We start from the raw sequence: 16,550 nt of genomic DNA on the forward strand, positions 1-16,550 counted from the left end.
TCCTAACTAGGAGGGTAGCAAAGTAACAGTTTAGAACTCACAGTAGATTTGAAAGTAACATTTTCTATAGCTGCTGATATAAAAATCTCATCACCTTGCTTATATGGATATTCTTCTCCATTGCATTGTAATGTGCCCTCTCCTTGATACGCTACAACTACATAGAAGCCGCCATTAGAAGGAATTGAATATTCACCATCTAAATACAGTTCACTAAGGCCAAAACAGTCTGTGTGGGTTTTATTGAAGATCGTATTGTGTGTATGATTATCAGAAGAGTCTAAAGTTTTAGGTTTTACCTTCCATTTATCCATTGCCTCCTCTAGGGTGTAATTGTCATAATGGAAACAATCTAGCATTTTTTGTTCTCCCACTCCTTGGTGTATCAACTCTTGGGAGATTTCCAATCCTGCGGGAGTCACTTTCTCCACGCGCATGGTATAATCAGTAGGTTCCTGTACTTCCATTAGGAAACATCCGCTTCCAATAGCATGGGGTACACCTCCATAAATCATAAAAGCATCGCCTTATTTTTACTTCTATTTTATGAAGACTGTTTAACATGCCTTCTATATCTTGATTTACAAAAAGTTCTTCCCATTTTTCTCTGGTAACTCCTTTTTTAAATCCCATGTATACCACACTTTTTTCGCCGTCTATCTCTCTGGTGTTAAGAACGTACCATGATTCTGTTTTGCCGAACGAAGAATTAAGGATGTCTTTCGCATAGGTTTTGTCAGGATGTACTTGAATGGTTAAACGCTCTTGTGAATCGAGCATTTTTATCAATACGCCTGTAGAGCCAAATTTTTCAGCCACTTTTTTCCCTAAGAACAACTCCTTATTGTTTTCTATTAGGTCTTTAAGAGGCATTAAACCATCTTTAGTTTCTACTTTAGAAAGTCCTTCGTCCTCAGGTCTATTTTTGCCTCTGGCAGTTACCGTAGACATAATCCATTCTTCGGGAAAACTGTTGTCTACTTCCGGGGAATCTTTTTTCCATTTATCGATTAATGCTCCTCCAGAGTAGGTACGCCATACTCGGTTTGAAATTTGCTTTAAAGGAATTTGGGCGTATTTCTGTAAATCGTTATCCATGTTTTTAGTTTAGGAGTTCAATAACACCTTTAATACCAGTAACTGAGGTGAAAATTGCAAAAATTAATATGAGGGTTAAAATAACATTCGACTTAACATCGGCCTTATAAGTGCCCATTAAATCTTTTCTGTTTACCAAGTAAAAAATACCTAGAACAGTCAGGGGCAGAATAATAGCATTTAATGCTTGACTGATAATCATTACAAAGACCGGTTGAGCGTCAAAAACAGGTACAACCAAACCTAATAGTGAAATTATAAAAACGATGAGTCTGTATTTTGGCAAGCTCATATCGCGTTCAGATTCGTTGTAATCGCAGATGAGCCAGGGTAGCATTAAAATATTAGGAAACTGGGAAGATACACCTGCAGAAACTATACCTACCGCAAAAATTGATGTGGCAAAACTACCGGCCAAAGGCTCTAATAATTCAATCATTTGAGAAGCTCTTGAGAGCTGTATGCCTTCTACGAACAAAGTACCAGCAGCGGCAGCCATAATAGAGCCACTTATAAGAAACATTAGAGTTACTGAAAACAATGCGTCGTTTCTTTGTTTTTTTAAATCGTTTATAGTCCAGCCAGCTTCTTTAACCAGAGTAGTTCGGATGATAAATAGACCTGAAAAAACAGTTGTACCTATGAGGGAAGCAATAATTAAAAGCGGGCCTTTTTCACCACTTATCGTTTCTGGGACTGTTGGTATGAAACCTTTTATGATATCTATAGGTGGCGGCATCATAATAAAGAAATTCAGTAAAAAGCTGGCGGACATTATGGCTACTATAACGGCTAATGCTCTTTCAAAAAACTGTGTCTTACCATTCCAAAATATAAAATATACCATGGATATAAAAAGAAGGGCAAAATAAATGGGAGATATACCACCATCTACTATTGTTATTGACCACTCAAAACAGATATCTGCAACAATACCCATTACTCCCATAACACTACCGCAAACGCCTACGGTTAGTGCAATGATGAAAAATATACCTACTGCAGGGTGTATGTGTTTTTTAAAAGCTTGTAAAGCTGTTTCGCCTGTTACGAGCGTATAGCGTCCGTAAAGGTTAATCATGAAATAGGTAGTAAGGCAAGAGGCCAAAATAGTCCAAAGTAAAGACATGCCATAATCGGCTCCTGCTTTAGCCATAGAGGTAACACTGCCTGTGCCTATGTTTAGACCAAGTAAGAATATGCCCGGCAAAAATAGAGCGATGTAAGCGGAGAATTTGGTACGCCAATTTTGCTTTTTATCTTCCATTTTCAGTAGTTTTTTTATTCGTGATTGAGAGCTGAAAGGGTCGAATAAATATATTCCAAGACTTTGAAACGGCCGTAAAAAAAAGAATTTACTGACCTGTAACAGATCAGTAAATTCTAAAAGCTAATTCAAAGAATTTATCGTAAACAAGACAACTAAAAGGTTATCCGTATTCAATTTATATTTTATTGGTAAACCAGATTGGTTAACCAAATATATCAATATTTCGTTAATAATCAAGGGAATTAGAGATAATTGAATAATGTTTTTGTTCGAATCATAAAAAGATATTATACTAATTATCGGTTTTGAAATTTCTTCTTTAAGTGAAATCCTACCTACATTAGATTTGTGCGTCCTAAATAGGTTCTTTTGAGCCCGTTCGGAATTTTAGAAATCGTAGATAAACTTATAAAGAACAATCAGTTTTAAATATGCTGTGATGTTGAGGCTTCATTCCTTAGGAGGTGTTACCCCACTATTAAGGAATTAGTCTATTCTAAATTGATATTGCATAACGAACATCCATTTGCGACCATCTTTTAATATGCCTTCTTCGGAGTTACTATAAATAGGTCTGTTTTGAGCGTTTATTGATAATTTAGATAAGTGCCCATTTAGATACCAATTCATACCAAAATCATATTGTAGTATTCGAGATGGAATGGCGTCAAAGTCGGAATATTGAGCAGAAATGTAAGGCTGTAACCTGCCTTTGTTATTATCTTTTCCCATAGTCGGGAAAAGATAGCCCAACTGTCCCCATAAAGCTTCTCCTGTACCTAATACAGGGTAACTATTTCCCTTGGCACTATAAGTTTCTTCTGTAGATAATAAACCATTTACCGGATTGTTGGCTCCTATTTGCCTTATATAACCTGGTCCAAAGTTATAGTTAAAATAGCCTAAATATGCCGTAATTACCATTTCTGGATTGAATTTTAGGGGGAAGTCTAGATAAATATCAGCGGCAAAAAGTTTTAAATCATGAAATTGCTCTTTATTGTTCTCCAAAGACCATAAAGCATTGGGTTGAAGCGTATAGCCTATGCCTAGATTGAAGACTCTTTTTTTACCTAGATAAGAGCCACTAAGAAAAGGAGAGGCATTACTTTCTGCATCTAAAAATTCATATTTCAAATAGCTGGAGTATTGTACATTGGGTTTCTTATTGGTAAAACTAGCTAGTCCTTCTACTGGTTCAGCATTTAGGTTTGTACTGTTCTGAATAGCTAAGGGCTTTGCCAAAACTAGCCGATAATCTAGCTTGTCTATTTTCCCTTTTGCATATATGCTAAGCTTACGGATAAGATCATCAGTACCGTTCAGTGTAGGCAGAGCAATAAAACTTATATCATAAGCTATCATTTTAGATGAACTTGGCGATGTATATCTTGATAAACCGTTCCATGCAGATTTACCTCCGCCCACAGCAATATAATTAGACAATTTATGCTCTACATATGCGTCTAATAAGTCTACCGAAGTACCGCGAGAGGATAGGTAATTAAGGTTATTCACCCCCAGTTGAAAGAAGAATGTTGTTTCTGCCCAAGGACTTGTGCTCAATCCTAGTCTAAAGCGCCTAATAGAGATATCTGTAGTTGAGGATGCTGGTCTGTCGTTTATAGTACTTAGGATTATTTTGTGTATTACGTGCCCAAATTTGGGCATAGGTACTTATTTTAAGCCATTGCTCTTTTTCATTATCTAAATAAAAGAGAAGCTTATTATTACTTGGTTTGGACTGCGCCTGAATAGTGGAAAGACAAGGTCCAATTACCAAAAAGTAGAGTATCACTCCATATGTTCGCCAGTACTTCATTCAATTCGTATAATATATTGTAGCACAGCCGACCATTTTCTAGAATCAACTTCAAGACCTTGGTCTGTAGAATTGTAAATAGGCCTATTCTGTAAACTGAGCGAAAATTTAGAAAGGTGATTTTTAAGAAACCAATTAACTCCTAAGTCATAATAGGTCATGGGTTCGTCCAGGCGGTCAAAATCAGAATACTGTACAGCAGCATAAGGCTGTAATTTTCCATAATATTTGGTTCGTCCCATACTTGGAAAAAGGTACCCCATTTGCATATAGATGGAGTTGCCACTTCCCACCGAAGGAAAAGCATTTCCGGGTCCGTTAAAGGATGCTTGACTATTATCTAATGTTAGTGTAGTATTGTTGGTAGCTGTATTTCGTATATAATTAGGTCCAAAATCGTAATTGAAATAACCTAAATAAGCGGTAACGGCTGTCTTTTTTGCAGTATCTATCGGTAAATCTAGAAATGCATCCACGGACCAGAGTACCATGTTATGAAATACTTCGGTATCGTTTTTAGTCGTAGATAGGGCATCATTCTGGTATTCGCCACCTATTCCTATAGAAAGTATCTTCTTTTCGCCCAAATAAGTCCCATTACTAAAAGGAATACGGTTTGCTTCAGCATCCCAGAACTCCCATTTTAGATAGGTGGAATAGATACCACCCTTCATTCTATCATTAAACTTTGCGATATTCTCTTCAGGCTCTTCTTCAGCATCACTGTTATTGCTGGATAAAAATGGTTTAGAAGCCACTATGCGGTAATCTAGCCGTCCCAACTTTCCTTTAGCATAGACACTTAGTTTACGGATAAGGTCATCTGCCTCACCATCTGTTGGCAGCGCCAGTAGAAGCAAGTCATTGGTGAGCAACTTTGAAGTGTTGGGGGCCGAATAGCGGGGAAAGCCCTGTCCAGGCTGTTTTTCCAGCACCAATGGACAAAGATTTGGTGACTTCATACTCTGCATGCGCATCTAATAAATCTAATGATGTGCCACGAGGTGACTGGTAGTTGAGGTTATTGATTCCGAACTGTGAATAAACCCAAAGTCTATCACTAACCTGTGCCTGAAATCCCAATCTAAAACGTCTAACAGAAACATCATAAGTATAGTGTTCTGGTGCGTCTGAAATTGTGCTGCTTATGATTGTTATCGTTCATTCTCATCCAAAGTTGGGTGTACATGTGCACCGCCAGCCAGTGGGTCTTTTCGTCATTTAAAAAGAATTTTAATTTTTTAGTCCTAAGTGCCGTACTATCATTTGTCTGAGCAAAGACTTGACCGACACTAAAAAGAATAAAAATGAACGCAGTAATCTGTCTTACTAGGGCTTTGTTCATTATTTGTGGATTACTTTTATTATAAGATAATTCTTATATAATTGAATTTCGTTTTGTGAAACTTATCATCTTTTTGATTAAAATTTCATGGTTTTGCTCTTCGTAAAAGAATAGAAATTTTTCGTGATACCTTTCTCCTTTTTTAAAGATAATAGCTTGGTAACATAAATTTAATCATATGTAAAGTTCTGTAATTAAGGTGTTTTTGTAATCTTATAGAGGGTTTTTAATTATGGTGCAATTTATATCAATCCTAATTTTAACTATATGACATCTGTCATATTTTAGGCACAGATGAGGACTTAACTTTGACAATGAATAATTAAAATACAAGCAAGATGAAAAAAAATCCTACAATTCTAATTCCGTTCAACTTTTCAAAAACGGCAAAAAAAGCATTGGACTATGCTGTACACTATGTAGGTCAAGATAAAGACCTTAAGATTATTCTAGGGTATGTTTCTGAGGCCCATGATATAGATGTCCTTAAAGAAGCTTTTAAAGCTGTTGAAGAGGAATATGCTAAGATTCTTAAAAATAAAATTGAATGGATTGCCATTAATGGCGAATTAACCGAGTCATTGGTTAAAATTCAAGAAGATGAACAGGTAGACCTTATTATTATGGGTACGTTTGGCGCATTTGACAATGAAGATTCTTCACCAACAAATACTTCAAAATTAGTACTAGAGATTGACTGTCCGGTTTTGGTTGTTCCTTTTGTTACTAATAAAATTGAAATCAAGAATATTGGTTTAGTACTAGGGAAAGAAGAAATAGAGGACAAGAGTGTTCTTGATACCTTGCTTAAGGTGGCAAGAAGATTTAATGCCAAAGTATATGTAATCACTATTGAAAACAGTGAAGGAATATACGGCTACTCTTCAACAGAAGAAAAGAATGAAAATTCATTAGAGTACTATCTTGAAGATTTCTATTCAGAACATGTATTTATAGAAAATCCTGATGTAGTAAAAGGGGTGCTTGAGTATGCGTCTAATAAGGAATTGGATATGATAGCAATTCTTCCTAATAACCACTCAAAAAAGAGCGAACCTTCAAAAGGAGCACTTACAGAAATGTTCACGTTACATTCGCAAATCCCAGTATTAGCTATTGATTAGCACCCATAAATAAAGAATTCATGACTATACTGTTTGTGATTTTGGCAGTGACCATCGCTTTATTTATTTGGGGGCGTTTTCCTCCGGATGTGGTGGCTTTAATGTCTATGTTGGCGTTATACCTTGTTGGTGTTCTTAATATGGAAGAAAGCTTGAGCGGTTTCAGTAACCCAACTGTAATAATGATTGCGGCGCTATTCATTATTGGAGAGGGCCTCGCAAGAACGGGTTGGACTGCCCTTGCTGGTAAAAAGTTTGTTGAGTGGGCCGGTAAAAGTAAATCCAAATTATTGATTTTGGTTACTTTAGGTTCAGGTGTTCTTTCTGGTTTTGTTAGTAATACGGGTACGGTAGCAGCATTGCTTCCGGTTACGGTTTCAGCAGCTTGGAAGGCAGGAACTCTGCCATCAAAATTACTTATGCCTGTAGCGTTTGGCTCTAACACTGGTGGTCTTTTGACCTTAACGGGAACACCACCTAATATTATTGTAAGCAACGTCTTGACTGAAAATGGAATCCCTTCATTTTCATTTTTTGAATTTGCTCTGGTAGGCCTTCCTCTATTGTTAATAGTGATACTCTATTTTAAATTTATAGGATACCGTCTTTTACCAAATCACGAAACAGAAGATAAGCCTGTAAATATAGATTCTGAAGTTCATAAATGGATTAAGAACTATAGTATTGGAGACAATATGTATCGCTTACGTATTCGTTCTATGTCAGAATTGATTGGGACTGAAATTGGAAGTTGGGATTTTGAGAAAAATTACAATGTATCTGTTATGCGCTTACGCCGTAGACACCCTAGTGTTTTAAAAGGCACACCACCTTATGTTGAATTTCCGGAACCGGATACGCAGATGCGTTACCATGATATTATAACGGTTAAGGGTACGGCCAAAGATGTAGATAGGATAATCTTAGCGTTCAAACTAGGGCTAATTCCTAAAGAGTTTAAGTCATCTGAAGTAAAAAGAGAGCTTATTAATCAAGAAGTTGGTATGGTAGAAATGATTGTTACGCCCACCTCTTTTTTCGTTGGTAAAACCTTGCCAATGGGTAAATATTTAAACAAGTGGAGCATACAGTTGTTAGGGGCTTCACGAGACGGTAAACCTATTGGAGATAAGAATGTAACCATAAAAGCAGGTGATGCATTTGTAATTAGGGGCTCTTGGGAAAATATTGAAGCTTTAAATAATGTATATGAGAACTTAGTAGTTTCTGGTAGTCCAGAAGCAATGGCAAAAGACGTAGATGTCCTTACGCCAAGGTCGTACATCGCATTGGGGACTTTAATATTAATGATTTTATTGTTGGTCTTAAAGGTAATGCCAAGTGCTATTGCTGCTTTAATATGTGCAGGAATAGTAATGATTACCGGCTGTGTTCCTATATCAAAGGCCTATAAAGGTATTAGTTGGACAAGTGTGGTCATGATTGCTGCTATGATACCTATGGGTATTGCTTTGCAAAAGACTGGAGCTGCAGAAATGATATCTAATGGATTGGTTAGTTATTTGGGAGATATTCACCCCGTAGTGCTTTTGGGAGGGATATTTTTGGTGACCACAGCTTTTAGTCAGACGATTAATAATTCTGCTACCGCAGTTTTAATGGCGCCTATTGCGCTCATGGCGGCACTTTCTTTAGGAGTTTCTCCTAAACCCTTTATGATTACTGTAGCTATTAGCGCCTCTACAGCTTTTTTAACTCCTGTGGGAACCACCACAAACGCCATGGTTATGGGAGCAGGAGGATATAAATTTATAGATTATGTAAAAGTGGGTGGGCCACTTTTACTGTTGCTTTTTATGGCAACAATGCTTTTGGTGCCAGTAATATGGCCCTTTTAATATGAACCACTAAAAAATAGAATTATGGAAACATTATCACGAATGCCCAAAAACGCAAATCTTGAAAAGTACGGGCTGAAAAATGTAAAAGCTAACTGGAACCTAGACGGAGAAACTCTTCAGAAATTAACTGTTGAGAAAGGTATGGGTGCAGAAACAGAGAATGGTACCTTATGTGTAAATACAGGTAAATTTACCGGTCGGTCTCCAAAAGACCGTTTTATTGTAAAAGATGATTATACCGCAGACAAAGTGTGGTGGGGTAGAATAAACAAACCTCTAGATTCTGCAAATTTCAATAAGCTTTATGATGAAGTTGCTAACTATTTATCCGACACAGAAGTATATGTGCGAGATGCTTATGTAGGCGCTGCACCAGAATATAGAATGAATGTCCGTACGATTACGGAATACCCATGGTCAAATTATTTTGTTAAGAATATGTTCATTCAATTGAACGATAATGAAATTGAAAATTTTGAAGAAGAATGGGTAGTTCTTTGTGCTCCTGAAGTTCGTAGCAAAAGACCCGGAAGCTTTTGGAATAAGAGCTGGTAATTTCTCTATTTTGGATTTCACAAGAAAAGTAGCCTTGGTTGCAGGGTCTGCTTATACAGGAGAAATGAAAAAAGGTATTTTTTCGGCTTTAAACCTTATTCTGCCAATTGAGAAAAATGTATTACCAATGCACTGTTCTGCTAATTACGGTAAGGATGGTGACACGGCTATCTTTTTTGGACTTTCGGGAACAGGAAAAACTACCTTGTCCGCAGATCCTAACCGTAAACTTATAGGAGATGATGAACATGGTTGGACAGCAGATAATATTGTATTCAATTTTGAAGGAGGATGTTATGCTAAGGTAATTGATCTTACGGAAGAGAAAGAGCCAGATATTTTCCGTGCTATCCGCCCAGGTGCTTTGTTAGAAAACATAGTTTTTAAAGAAGGAACAAAAGAGGTTGACTATTCAGATAGTTCTATCACTCAAAATACAAGGGTTAGTTATCCTATCAATCATATTGATAATATACAAGTACCTTCTTACGGAGATAATCCAAAAAATATTTTCTTTTTAACCTGTGATGCTTTTGGAGTATTGCCACCGGTATCAAAACTTACACCAGGGCAAGCTGCATACCACTTTATATCTGGTTACACAGCAAAAGTAGCAGGTACCGAGGCTGGTATTAACGAGCCTGTTCCTTCTTTTTCCGCATGTTTTGGAGAGCCATTTATGCCATTGCACCCAACTAAGTATGCAGAAATGCTAAGTAAAAAAATGACTGAGGCCGGTGTTAATGTATGGTTGTTGAACACAGGTTGGAGTGGAGGTCCTTACGGTGTAGGGTCAAGAATAAAATTGAAGTATACTCGTGCCATGATTTCTTCAATTTTAGAAGGCGAGTTGGAAAAAGTAGATTTTGAACAACACCCTATTTTTGGTTTACATATGCCTAAATACTGTCATAATGTACCTACGGAACTGTTGGATCCAATGAATACTTGGCTTCAGAAAGGAGCATATATTAGTAAAGCTATACAGCTAGCACATTCGTTTCATTTGAATTTTGATAAATTCATTAACCAAGCTTCGGATGAAGTTATAAACGGCGGGCCATTAATTGACGCTCACCAGATAATGGATAGTGATATCTAAAATTTATTTATAAACGAAATTGTGTTACATTTTTAAGGAATGAACTGGTCTTGACTTTTGTTTTTACATAAAAAAGTCAAGACCTTTTCAATAGGTTCATTTAAAGAATTGCATCAATCAAATTGAATTTTATAGTTATGGAAACAACTCTTGATAACAACGTAAAGAATAAACTTGCTACTTGGAATCATCCTTATAAGGTAGCGAAGGAATTCAGCAAAAGAACAGCTTATTTTAGTATGGAATTTGCCTTGCACCAAGGTTTAAAAACCTATTCTGGTGGTTTAGGTTTTCTTGCAGGTTCACACATGAGATCTGTTTACGATTTAAAGCAGAATGTAATTGGTGTTGGTATCTTATGGAAATACGGATACTATGACCAAAATAGAAATAGAGATCAAACTCTACGGGTAGATTTTGTTGAAAAAAACTATAGTTTTCTAGAAGATTCTGGTCTTGAGGTAGAAGTTAGGGTAAATAACAATTATCAGGTAAAAGTTCGTGCTCTTGTGCTTAAGCCTGAAGTTTTTGGTTCTGCTCCTATCTATTTCTTAACTACCGATGTTGAAGGCAATGATTTTCTTTCTCGTAGCATTACCAATAATTTATATGATTCAAACCAAGAGACTCGTGTGGCTCAAAGTATAGTTCTTGGAATTGGGGGAGCGAAAATTATTGAGGCCTTGGGTGGTGCAGATGTTTATCACCTTAATGAAGGTCATGCCCTGCCCGCTTTTTACTATTTGCAGAATCAAGGTAGCAAAGCTCAGATGGCTTTTACGACCCACACACCTGAAAGAGCCGGTAATGTAGAGAACAATGCGTATTATCTAAATAATTTAGGCTTTTTTGGAGAACGATTTTCTGATGAACAAGTACGTCAGAAAATGACAAACGGTGATAATGTTAACCATACAGTGGCGGCATTAAGGTTCGCGGGTACGGCAAATGCGGTATCAAAATTACACGCTGTAGTTGCTGCTAATATGTGGAAGGATTTTTCAGGGACAGCCAAAATAATACCTATTACCAATGCTCAAAACTTGCTTTTTTGGCAGGATGATGAGGTGAAAAAAGCATGGAAAAAGAAAGATGCTAAGTCTTTTGTTAAAAGAAAAAAGAACTTAAGAAAAGTCTCTTTGAAGAAGTGCTTGAGCAAACGGGCAAAATTTTTGATCCAGAAGTGTTGACCATAGTTTGGGCAAGACGATTTGCTGAGTATAAAAGAGCGGATTTATTATTACGTGACCTTAACAGACTAGAAGAGCTTTTGAGCAATAGTGAACGGCCTGTTCAGATTATATGGGCAGGAAAACCTTACCCAACTGATGGTTACGCTATTGACGTTTTTAATAGATTGGTGAATTATACTAAATATAGACCCAACCTAGCTGTATTAACCGGTTATGAAATTGAACTTTCGCAAAAGTTGAAAAAAGGCTCTGATGTATGGTTGAATACACCAAGAATTACTAGGGAAGCTTCTGGTACAAGCGGAATGAGCGCGGCATTTAATGGGTCGGTTAACCTATCTACCGATGACGGTTGGATTCCAGAATTTGCTCAAGATGAAAAAAATTGTTTCGTGCTACCTGCAATTGATTTCAATTTACCCACACATCAGCAGGATTATATAGATAGTAATAATTTGTATGATATTTTAATAGAAAAGATCTTACCTACTTTCTATGATAAGCCAAACGAATGGAATAAAATTGTTTTTAAAGCTATTGACGATGTCGTTCCAGAATTTACAAGCGAACGCATGGCAAAGCAATATTACAAAGAACTATACTTACAAGAAAAATGATAGTAATTTGAATGTATAAAAAAAGGGGAAAGCTAATTGCTTTCCCCTTTTTTTATATGTTTTACATGGTAAAAGGTTGGCCAGTACTTTGTAAGACACTAAACCAGAATTCACCTTCCATATTAATTTTTTTTCGCTTATTGACAACCTTCGAAATGGGCAGATAAACAAATTTGTTATTTAGTCTACCCACAACAAATTTGGTTTTTCCGGCCATTGCTCCGTGTACGGCATGATAAGCTAATCTATTGCAGAAAAGACTGTCGTTGGCATTGGCGGGAGCACTGCGTATAATGTAACTAGGGTCAATATATTTGATAGTACATTTCATGTCTTCGGCATCAAAATATGCCTTTATACGATGCTTTAATAGTAAGCCAATGTCTTGGTGAATTATATTACCAGATGCGTCCGTGTAGGTCTTACTATCTTCACCAAATAAATGTTGACCAGCTCCTTCGGCAACCACGATTACGGCATGCCGTTTTTGGTTAAGTCTTTTTTTGAGAGCCTCTAAAAAGCCGTTTTCACCCTCGAGCTGAAAGTCCATTTCGGGGACGAAAACAAAATTAACTACAGGCATTGCAATTGCGGTAGAAGCTGCGATGAAGCCGCTATCCCTACCCATTAGTTTTACAATAGATATGCCGTTGAATGCTCCTGTGGCCTCATTATGTGCATCCCTAATAATAGGGCTTGCCACATCAAACGAAGTTTCAAAGCCGAACGACTTGTCAATAAGATCAATATCATTATCAATCGTTTTAGGAATGCCTATAATTGAAATGTCTAATCCTCTTTTTTCTATCTCATCACCAAGGGCATTCGCTCCTTTTAGAGTACCATCTCCACCAATGGTGAATAATAAATCAATTTTATTTTTCACAAGGGAGTCTACCATTTTTTCTACAGATTGAGCACCTCTTGAAGAACCGAGTATGGTGCCTCCAAATTCATGTATGTCTTTTACCTTGTCCGGGACAAGATCTATAAACTCATGTCCGTTTTCAGGAATAAGACCTTCGTAGCCATATTGCACACCTAGAATCCGTTTTACACCGTAGAAATAATGTAAAGCCATGACAAGGCCGCGTATGACATTGTTTATTCCAGGGCAAAGTCCGCCGCAGCTAACAATTGCAGCTGTAGTTTTTTTAGAATCAAAAAAGAGTTTTTCTCTGGGTCCGGCTTTTTCTAAACATGCAGGGCTAGTTTCATTTTCAATGCAAGTATTAAAATTCTCTAGGGAAACGTCCGCTAAAATTCTATCGTGTTCTTCTACGAAATTAAATATTTTATCTCCTGTGGTCTTACTAAGGTTTATGGGAGATGAGAAAGTATTTGCTCCTAGTGAGGAAATATTAAAATTTGTTTCAGAGCTCATAGTCTTGATGGATTTTACGTACACATAACTTGCTTTAAAATTACGGAGTATATCTTACGCAGACGAGAAAAATCATTTTTTTATGGAAACTGGAAAAATATAGTACACTAAGTGCTTTTAACTCAATTTTTTCATGAGGAATTGACAATTTGAAAAGTGTGGATTCAAAAGTATTCAATGTGCCAATGCTTACTAATAGAAGATGCTTTTTCGTGAATTGAGGTTGTAAGTCAAGTAAACTTTTGTAATGGTGTTTTTAGTCTTTTTAAGTATTAAATGTGTGATATGAAATTAACATTTTAAAAGTGGCTTTTTTTGTTAATTGTAAGTGAGTTGAGTGAGGTGTGTTATTCTAAATAAACCAATTGAAATTCAGATATATAAAATGATTTGGTTTCGGAATTGGTAAGTAAAGTAATCGGAACAACTTGGGTACACGTACTTTTTATATTACGTTTTAGTTTTACAGAAAAATTTAAGTGTAATTATCTGGTTTATAAGATATAGTGTGTAAAAATACGTTATCTTGTTTGAGCCTTAATTCTACTATTCTTATTCTGCCCCAAAACATTTTTAAAGAAGAGAATTTTTGTAGTGTTTAGATGAATTTGTCTAAACATCTAGTAAAATTTTACTTAATAAAATGCCGATTGACTAATATTTATGTCAATTATCGTAGTAGAGGTGATAATCGTCAAATGTTAATTAATTCATTCATATATTTGGTAGCTGCTTAATGCGCTAAAGAATATTTACAACCAATTATATTTTAAAAAATTAGTTTTCCCCCCTCATGAATTCAAAAAACAGGTTCATACTTATAAATTTACTGGCATTTGAGTTTGTTCTCTTAAATGTAGTACTGACTATTTGTTTTATGTTCAATCTGCCGGATTTCACTTTTAGTGATACAGCCATTCTTTTTAATATGGTTCGTTTAATGGTTATTTATAATATTACTTGGCTGGTAATTATAATGTATATCCGTAATAGTGAATTTTATTTTGATCCTAATTTCGGTTATTTTAAAAGTATTGTTACTTCCTTGTTCTTCTTTGTGGGTTTTGTAATTAGTGTTGTTATTTTACTGAAAATCAGGTATTTTCCGAGATCAACTTTTATAATCCCAATTTTTATATTTTCCTATCTTAATTTGGTTAGTCATAAGTATCTGTTAAGGTATTTGAAGAAAAGGGCTTCGCATCTTTTTTCTGATACTCTGCTAATAGGTTCTGGTTATGATGATAGCAATATTAAAAGTTTTACCAATGCAATGACCCAATATGGTTATAATATAATGGGTTACTTGGAGAATAAAGAGGACAGACCTAAGAATGTCATGAATTTCAATATTTTTGGAGGTGTTGATGATTTATCAGAAGCCTTAGCTAATAATCGTATTGACGATATTTTTATAGCTATGGCCGGCATGAAGTATGATAAAATTATGGAGACTATTAAGATAGCCGATAGTTTTGGAGTGCGTGTAAAGTTGATTCCTAAAAATCCACTTCTAAAGTCAAAAAATTACAAAGCGGTTACTATGGGTGATCTCGCTGTTTTCAAACTTAGAGAATCACCACTAGATCATTTTAGGTCAACTATATTGAAGCGATTGTTTGATTTTTGTTTTGCTTTTTTTGTTTTGATTCTACTTTCTCCGTTGTTCATAATCATAGCTATTCTTATTAAAATAGATTCTAAAGGACCTATCTTTTATACGCCAAGTAGAAAAGGTGAGGCAAGTAAAACATTTAAATGTTTTAAATTTAGAACTATGTCAGTATCGCAAGATCCCACAAGTGGTACGCAATCAACAATTGTTAATGACCCTAGGATAACCCGTATAGGCAAGTACTTAAGAAAGGGTGATTTGGATGAATTACCGCAATTCTTTAATGTTCTTAGAGGAGAAATGAGCGTTATTGGTCCAAGGCCACATAGGATAAATTTACAAAACGATTTTAGAAAAAGTGTTAACCATTATATGGTTCGAAGCTATATTAAACCGGGTATTACCGGTTGGGCGCAAGTAAACGGATGGAGAGGTCCAACTGTTACTGATGAACAGAAAAACCAAAGAGTAAATCACGATTTGTGGTATATAGAAAATTGGAGCCCATGGTTAGATCTGAAAATAATTTTCTTAACTATTTTTGGAAGTCATCATAAAAAAGCGTTTTAAAAAAATCTTCATATAGGTAGATCAATATCGGAATTCTAAACACATGTTCTATAATAGTCTAAAAAACATTAAAAGAAATAGATCTAAGCAAAATTTAAAACATGACAATTAAACCAGGTAGAGAAAAAAACAGCGCTCAATTCTTTTGAAAATATGTGTGATTTGCTATCAATACAACGTATTATTATAGTATTGGTTACTCTAACGATGACTTCTTGTTATACTTCTAAAGGAGTTAATTATCTTCAAAGTGAGAGTCATGAAATGACTTTACGTTTGCGTCCTACCGAATACGGTGTGCAACCAAATGATGTGCTAAGCGTTAAAGTTCAGAGTAGAGATCCCGATCAAGTAGCATACTTTAACAACTCAACGTCGGCTGACATAAATTTGCAAGCTAATCCCGCTTCTTTATTTTTGACTGGTTATACAGTTGATAAAGAAGGTTCCATAAATTTAGCAATCGTAGGCGAGGTCAAAGTACAGGACATGACGGTAGAGCAAATTAGAGATTTGCTTCAAACTGAAATAGATAAATATTTGCTAAATGCGGTAGTATCTGTAAAAATTACCAGTTTTAAGGTTTCAGTTTTAGGAGACGTAAGTAAGCCGGGAACGAACTATATTTATAATACACAAGCCACAATTTTTGAGGCGCTAAGTGCGGCGGGAGACCTAAATATATCAGGTAAACGGAAGAATGTAAAATTGATTCGTCAACACGGTGATAAATCTATTGTTGTTGATTTAGATCTTACTAGCCCAGATATTATAAGCTCGCCATATTACTTTTTACACCCTAATGATGTATTGTATGTTGAAACATCTAAAGAAAATCTTTTTCAAAAGAATTTAGGTGTTTTCAGTCTAGTTTTATCTGCAATATCTACCACAATATTGGTGTTGAGTTTCAATTCCAACTAAATATAAAATTTAAGTATTTTCTCAAGTATAAGACTTTAGCTTCATGAAGGCCTAAACATAAAAAGATAT

13 protein-coding genes and 1 pseudogene are annotated in these 16,550 nt (G+C 35.7%); 7 read left to right on the forward strand and 7 right to left on the reverse strand.

The window, feature by feature from the left end:
• Positions 1 to 2: 2 nt before the first annotated feature.
• From Q5W13_RS09730 to Q5W13_RS09755, 6 genes are all read right to left on the reverse strand, one after another.
• Positions 3 to 467, reverse strand: coding sequence for a hypothetical protein (locus tag Q5W13_RS09730; RefSeq protein ID WP_304446147.1), 465 nt, complete (start codon positions 465 to 467; stop codon positions 3 to 5).
• The gene (locus Q5W13_RS09735) at positions 445 to 1,098 is read right to left on the reverse strand and encodes a type I phosphomannose isomerase catalytic subunit (RefSeq protein ID WP_304446148.1); all 654 of its coding nucleotides are present in this window, start codon (positions 1,096 to 1,098) and stop codon (positions 445 to 447) included. The genes Q5W13_RS09730 and Q5W13_RS09735 overlap by 23 nt, the downstream gene beginning before the upstream one ends.
• Positions 1,099 to 1,102: 4 nt before the next feature.
• The gene (locus Q5W13_RS09740; RefSeq protein ID WP_304446149.1) at positions 1,103 to 2,365 is read right to left on the reverse strand and encodes an Nramp family divalent metal transporter; all 1,263 of its coding nucleotides are present in this window, start codon (positions 2,363 to 2,365) and stop codon (positions 1,103 to 1,105) included.
• A gap of 489 nt (positions 2,366 to 2,854) precedes the next feature.
• Complete coding sequence (locus Q5W13_RS09745) at positions 2,855 to 4,039, reverse strand: hypothetical protein (protein ID WP_304446150.1); 1,185 nt, start codon at positions 4,037 to 4,039, stop codon at positions 2,855 to 2,857.
• A gap of 147 nt (positions 4,040 to 4,186) precedes the next feature.
• Complete coding sequence (locus Q5W13_RS09750) at positions 4,187 to 5,152, reverse strand: hypothetical protein (protein ID WP_304446151.1); 966 nt, start codon at positions 5,150 to 5,152, stop codon at positions 4,187 to 4,189.
• A 143-nt stretch (positions 5,153 to 5,295) separates the two neighbouring features.
• Positions 5,296 to 5,535 (reverse strand): hypothetical protein, encoded by a 240-nt coding sequence (locus Q5W13_RS09755; RefSeq protein ID WP_304446152.1) that lies wholly within the window; start codon positions 5,533 to 5,535, stop codon positions 5,296 to 5,298.
• Positions 5,536 to 5,873: 338 nt separating this feature from the next.
• On the opposite strand from Q5W13_RS09755, the gene Q5W13_RS09760 reads away from it, so the two are divergent.
• The 5 genes and pseudogenes from Q5W13_RS09760 to glgP (Q5W13_RS09780) all read left to right on the forward strand — a co-directional run bounded on the left by Q5W13_RS09760 (position 5,874) and on the right by glgP (Q5W13_RS09780) (position 11,988).
• On the forward strand, positions 5,874 to 6,659 hold the full coding sequence (locus tag Q5W13_RS09760) for a universal stress protein (RefSeq protein WP_155595102.1): 786 nt from the start codon (positions 5,874 to 5,876) through the stop codon (positions 6,657 to 6,659).
• A gap of 20 nt (positions 6,660 to 6,679) precedes the next feature.
• Positions 6,680 to 8,518, forward strand: coding sequence for an SLC13 family permease (locus Q5W13_RS09765; protein ID WP_304446153.1), 1,839 nt, complete (start codon positions 6,680 to 6,682; stop codon positions 8,516 to 8,518).
• Between the two features lie 24 nt (positions 8,519 to 8,542).
• A pseudogene (gene pckA / locus Q5W13_RS09770) lies at positions 8,543 to 10,178 on the forward strand (phosphoenolpyruvate carboxykinase (ATP)).
• 137 nt (positions 10,179 to 10,315) lie between these two features.
• A complete protein-coding gene (gene glgP / locus Q5W13_RS09775; RefSeq protein ID WP_304446154.1) occupies positions 10,316 to 11,368 on the forward strand; it encodes an alpha-glucan family phosphorylase in 1,053 nt (350 codons plus the stop codon).
• Positions 11,326 to 11,988, forward strand: a complete 663-nt coding sequence (glgP, locus tag Q5W13_RS09780) for an alpha-glucan family phosphorylase (protein ID WP_304446155.1) — start codon at positions 11,326 to 11,328, stop codon at positions 11,986 to 11,988. The genes glgP (Q5W13_RS09775) and glgP (Q5W13_RS09780) overlap by 43 nt, the downstream gene beginning before the upstream one ends.
• A 61-nt stretch (positions 11,989 to 12,049) precedes the next feature.
• On the opposite strand, the gene Q5W13_RS09785 is transcribed toward glgP (Q5W13_RS09780), so the two are convergent.
• On the reverse strand, positions 12,050 to 13,372 hold the full coding sequence (locus Q5W13_RS09785) for an ATP-dependent 6-phosphofructokinase (RefSeq protein ID WP_304446156.1): 1,323 nt from the start codon (positions 13,370 to 13,372) through the stop codon (positions 12,050 to 12,052).
• An 877-nt stretch (positions 13,373 to 14,249) separates the two neighbouring features.
• Here Q5W13_RS09785 and Q5W13_RS09790 point away from each other — a divergent pair.
• Positions 14,250 to 15,557, forward strand: coding sequence for an exopolysaccharide biosynthesis polyprenyl glycosylphosphotransferase (locus Q5W13_RS09790; RefSeq protein WP_304446157.1), 1,308 nt, complete (start codon positions 14,250 to 14,252; stop codon positions 15,555 to 15,557).
• Between the two features lie 162 nt (positions 15,558 to 15,719).
• A complete protein-coding gene (locus tag Q5W13_RS09795; protein WP_304446158.1) occupies positions 15,720 to 16,481 on the forward strand; it encodes a polysaccharide biosynthesis/export family protein in 762 nt (253 codons plus the stop codon).
• Positions 16,482 to 16,550 lie beyond the last annotated feature (69 nt).

The organism is Zobellia laminariae, assembly GCF_030553095.1.
Classification (GTDB): Bacteria; Bacteroidota; Bacteroidia; order Flavobacteriales; family Flavobacteriaceae; genus Zobellia; species Zobellia laminariae.

What these genes read in the sequence shown, in the direction of transcription:
- Q5W13_RS09730 (WP_304446147.1), bottom strand. Translation starts at nt 467, where the DNA reads ATGGAAGTACAGGAACCTACTGATTATACCATGCGCGTGGAGAAAGTG.
- Q5W13_RS09735 (WP_304446148.1), bottom strand. Translation starts at nt 1,098, where the DNA reads ATGGATAACGATTTACAGAAATACGCCCAAATTCCTTTAAAGCAAATT.
- Q5W13_RS09740 (WP_304446149.1), bottom strand. Translation starts at nt 2,365, where the DNA reads ATGGAAGATAAAAAGCAAAATTGGCGTACCAAATTCTCCGCTTACATC.
- Q5W13_RS09745 (WP_304446150.1), bottom strand. Translation starts at nt 4,039, where the DNA reads ATGCCCAAATTTGGGCACGTAATACACAAAATAATCCTAAGTACTATA.
- Q5W13_RS09750 (WP_304446151.1), bottom strand. Translation starts at nt 5,152, where the DNA reads ATGAAGTCACCAAATCTTTGTCCATTGGTGCTGGAAAAACAGCCTGGA.
- Q5W13_RS09755 (WP_304446152.1), bottom strand. Translation starts at nt 5,535, where the DNA reads ATGAACAAAGCCCTAGTAAGACAGATTACTGCGTTCATTTTTATTCTT.
- Q5W13_RS09760 (WP_155595102.1), top strand. Translation starts at nt 5,874, where the DNA reads ATGAAAAAAAATCCTACAATTCTAATTCCGTTCAACTTTTCAAAAACG.
- Q5W13_RS09765 (WP_304446153.1), top strand. Translation starts at nt 6,680, where the DNA reads ATGACTATACTGTTTGTGATTTTGGCAGTGACCATCGCTTTATTTATT.
- glgP (WP_304446154.1), top strand. Translation starts at nt 10,316, where the DNA reads ATGGAAACAACTCTTGATAACAACGTAAAGAATAAACTTGCTACTTGG.
- Q5W13_RS09785 (WP_304446156.1), bottom strand. Translation starts at nt 13,372, where the DNA reads ATGAGCTCTGAAACAAATTTTAATATTTCCTCACTAGGAGCAAATACT.
- Q5W13_RS09790 (WP_304446157.1), top strand. Translation starts at nt 14,250, where the DNA reads ATGTTCAATCTGCCGGATTTCACTTTTAGTGATACAGCCATTCTTTTT.